This window comes from Dokdonella sp., from assembly GCF_035703485.1.
Taxonomy (GTDB): Bacteria; Pseudomonadota; Gammaproteobacteria; order Xanthomonadales; family Rhodanobacteraceae; genus Dokdonella.
Genome location: NZ_DASSYD010000158.1, coordinates 1 through 3,827, shown reverse-complemented (window position 1 = coordinate 3,827; position 3,827 = coordinate 1). Strand labels below are relative to the sequence as shown.

The following is a 3,827-nucleotide window of genomic DNA, read 5'->3' as shown; positions in this document are numbered from 1 at the left end:
AACTTGAGGCCATGATTGATGCCGCTCATGCCGACATGCGCCGAATCGCGCGCGAAAAGCCAGACACCGGTGCCGGATAGCAGCCAGATCATCGGCAAGGCGAACTGGGTAGCGCGCGGATAGGCATACAGGGCCAATGTCGCCAACAGGGCCAGCGGCAAGGTGTTTGACATCAGGTGAGCAAACGAAGCGTGGGCCAGCGGCGCGCTGAGTATCCCGATCAGACCGTGCACTCGGCGCGGCTCGATACCGAGATCATTCATCGACCAGCCAAGCAGCCAGCCGCCGACCCAGACCAGCCAGATTCCAAGCAACAGGACTGAGGCGCTGAACACCGCGTAGCTGATTCGTTCGCGATCAAGCTTGACCGCGGCGCTTCCGGGATCGGGGGACGGGGGTGCGATTTCCATCCTGAATAGGTTGGGCCGAGCCCAGCCGGTGCAAGGGCGACTGCCTCGAATCAAAGCGAATGCCTGATCGCGCCTGCGCAGGCGCTCCGCATCAAGACCTGGCGCTCGCTCGTTCTCCGACGAGGATCAGAGCGTTCCGGCGGCCGATGGTTGACCGTCCTTGCGACAGGTCTCCTCCTCAGCACCAAGTGGTCGCTCGCTCATCGTCAGTTCGCCTGATTCTCGAGGAGTTGGCTCGAACCTTGCTTAAACTGTTGACCCAACTGATTGTAATGTCATGGATTTTCACATTTCGACCGCGATGCAGCTGACCGCGACGATCACCCTGATTATCGGCATGGCGCTGGCCTTCACGACAAGCGGCTATCCGCGCAACCTGCAATATCCCATCCAACTGTGGGTGCGTGGCCTGCTCATCCAGCCGTTTTCCTATGCGCTGCTGTCGATGCGCGAACAGATTCCGGACTGGCTCTCGATCGTCGTCGCCAATACCTTGCTGGTGGTCTCGTTCACGCTCCTGATTCAGGCACTGCGCGAATACAACCACAGGCCCGATCGCAGGCTTGCCTTCATTGTCATCATTCTGCTTGCGGCTGCTGGTGAGATTCTCCTGACCTACGTCTGGCCCAGCCTGCAAGGTCGCATCATCCTGATTTCACTGATTCTGTCGATCGTATTGCTGTATGGCCTCAGTGCGATCTACCGCGCCCCTGGCCCGATCACGCAACCCGAGCATCTGGTCGCAATCATGCTCGGTGCGGCGATTGTGATCATGCTCACTCGCGCAGCGCTCACGCCGAGTTCGAGTTCGATCTTCCTGACGACCTCTTCGATCATGCAAGGCGTCGTTTTCACGTATGCCTCGTTGATGCCGGTGATCGCAACCTCGGGTTTCCTGCTCATGTGTGGCGAACGCATGAACAAGGATCTGACCCGGCTGGCGACGCTCGATCCGCTGACCGGAGTATTCAACCGGCGCACGATGACTGAATTGGCCAACAAGGCGATCGCCGCGAGCAAACGACACGGCCGCGCCCTGTCTCTGCTGATTCTCGACATTGACCACTTCAAGCGCATCAACGATCAGTTTGGCCATGAAGTGGGGGATCTTGCCTTGTGTCGATTCGTCGAATGCGTGGGCGAGGTGATGCGTGAATCCGACATCCTCGCACGCCTTGGCGGTGAAGAATTCGTGCTGATCCTGCCCGACACCAACGAGAAAGCCGCAATCAGCCTGGCCGAGAGAATCCGCAAGCACCTATGCGACTCGGAGTTCACGGTCAGCGGTTGGCCGCTGCCGTTGCGCGCATCGATTGGCGTCGGCTCACTCGGGCCCGCAATGAGCAACCTTGAAACCTTGCTGCGGGAAACCGATCACGCGATGTACGAGGCCAAGCGCGCGGGGCGCAATCGCATCTTTGCGGCCTCGGCGATTCGTCGCCAATCCTCGCTCGATATCGACCCCGACGGCGCGACCCCCTGATTTCATTCCGCTTTGGGGAACAGGCGACTGGCTATCAGCGAAGCGCCGATCAGCAAAGCCACCAGGCCCAGCGACAATCCGATCGGCACCTTCCAGAAGTCGACGATGAGCATTTTCACACCGATGAGACTGAGCACACCGGCGAGGCCATAGTTGAGCAGGTGAAAGCGCTCGGCCATGCCGGAAACCAGGAAAAACAAGGCGCGCAAGCCGAGCACGGCGAACACATTCGAGGTCAGCACGATGAACGGATCCTCGGTGATGGCAAAGATCGCCGGGATCGAATCAACCGCAAAAATCACGTCGGTCACGGCAAGCAGGGCGATGACCACGAACATCGGCGTGAACCAGCGCACACCGTCCTTGACCACGCTCAGCGCGTTGCCGTGGTATTCGCTGGTCAGACGCAGATTGCCGCGCATCCAGCGCATTAGGGGATTGGCCTCGAAATCGGCGTCATCGCTGGGCGAGCGCACCATCTGGACGCCGGTATAGACGAGGAAGGCGCCGAAGAAATACAGGATCCAGTGGTAACGCTGAATCAGCGCCGCGCCGATGAAAATCAGGATTGCCCGCAACACGATCGCGCCGAGGATGCCGATCATCAGCGCTCGCTGCTGCAACTCGGGGCCGACTCCGAAACGCGTGAAAATCAGCAGAAAGACGAAGATGTTGTCGATCGCCAGGGCCTTCTCGACCACGTAGCCGGTCAAAAACTGCAAAGCGGCCTCGTTGGCAACCTCGGGGCTGACGTGGCCACCCAGCCAGTACCAGAGGCCGAGATTGAACAACATGGCCAGTGCGATCCAGGCGATGCTCCACAAAGTCGCTTCCTTGAACGACACCCGGTGCGAGCCGCCCGGACGCAGAACCATGAAATCGACAACCAGGGCAACAACGACCAACAGGCTGAAGGCGAGCCACAGGCCCGGTGTACCGATGGTATGCATGAACAATGGCTCCAGAAAACGAAAAGGTCCCGCTCCACTGACTGCAGGCAGGGCCTCGGGAATTCCGGGCACAGCTTCGCCGTCGTCGGCGAAGGTCTTGCTCGCAAGCCACGATGTGAATCATCAACAGCTTGCCTGCCGGACCGGGACCGGCGGGGCGGTCCGTGCTGACGATCACGGCAACGGGAGAGCTACTCCCCTTCGTTTACGCGTCCGACTGTAGCGGAATCCCTGTCGAAAGTCATGAATGGAGCGGGAGCGGTGAGCGGTGAGCGGTGAGCGGTGAGCGGGAGGAGCATTGCGGTTTCCGACATGCCGGCAGCACGATGAACCATCTTTCGCAACATCCGCCGAAACGCCTGGACAGATTTTCCCGCTACCCGCTCACCGCCCGCTGCTTTTCGCATCTCCCGCTAACCGCTCACCGCTCCTACGCTCACGTGCTCAAGCGGCATCGCTTATCATGCCGCGATGGACAAACATCCCCCGGGGCCTCTGCCCGTCGTACAACTCAAGATCGAACGCCGCTCGAACCATCCGTGGATCTACCAGAAGATGGTGGAGCGCCCTGAGCCGAAACCGAAACCCGGCAGCATTGTCGAGATCGTCGACCGCAACGGTGAATACGCCGGACGCGGCTTCTACAACGGCCATTCTCGGATCAGCTTGCGCGTGCTCACTGCCGACGTGGAGGAGCAGGTCGATGCGGAGTTTTTCAAGCGCAAGATCGCCGCAGCCGTCAGTCTGCGTCGTGATCTGCTCAAACTCGATGCGGTCACCGATGCCTATCGACTGATCCACTCCGAAGGCGATGGACTCTCCGGACTGGTCGTTGATCGTTTTGCCAATACCCTGGTCATCGAGTTCTTCTCGGCCGGCATGTACAAGCAGCGTGAGCTGATCCGCGAATGCCTGCTCGAACAGTTCCCTGACAGCACGATTTACGCCTATGCCGAAAAACATGTGCAGAAACAGGAAAGTTTC

The 3,827-nt window shown here is 59.6% G+C and carries 3 protein-coding genes and 1 pseudogene; 2 read left to right on the top strand and 2 right to left on the bottom strand.

Annotated elements, in window-relative coordinates:
• Nucleotides 1-410, bottom strand: a 410-nt coding sequence (locus VFN25_RS12265; RefSeq protein WP_325142292.1) for a rhomboid family intramembrane serine protease, incomplete at its 3' end; no start/stop codon positions are given.
• A 277-nt stretch (nt 411-687) separates the two neighbouring features.
• Between VFN25_RS12265 and VFN25_RS12260 the strand changes: the two genes are divergently transcribed.
• A complete protein-coding gene (locus VFN25_RS12260; RefSeq protein WP_325142290.1) occupies nt 688-1,893 on the top strand; it encodes a GGDEF domain-containing protein in 1,206 nt (401 codons plus the stop codon).
• A 2-nt stretch (nt 1,894-1,895) separates the two neighbouring features.
• On the opposite strand, the gene VFN25_RS12255 is transcribed toward VFN25_RS12260, so the two are convergent.
• Complete coding sequence (locus VFN25_RS12255) at nt 1,896-2,843, bottom strand: TerC family protein (RefSeq protein ID WP_325142288.1); 948 nt, start codon at nt 2,841-2,843, stop codon at nt 1,896-1,898.
• Between the two features lie 471 nt (nt 2,844-3,314).
• Between VFN25_RS12255 and VFN25_RS12250 the strand changes: the two are divergent.
• A pseudogene (locus VFN25_RS12250) lies at nt 3,315-3,827 on the top strand (RlmI/RlmK family 23S rRNA methyltransferase); the annotation flags it as partial.

Excerpts from the sequence above, each read along its gene's own strand:
- VFN25_RS12260 (WP_325142290.1), top strand. The coding sequence starts at position 688 with ATGGATTTTCACATTTCGACCGCGATGCAGCTGACCGCGACGATCACC.
- VFN25_RS12255 (WP_325142288.1), bottom strand. The coding sequence starts at position 2,843 with ATGCATACCATCGGTACACCGGGCCTGTGGCTCGCCTTCAGCCTGTTG.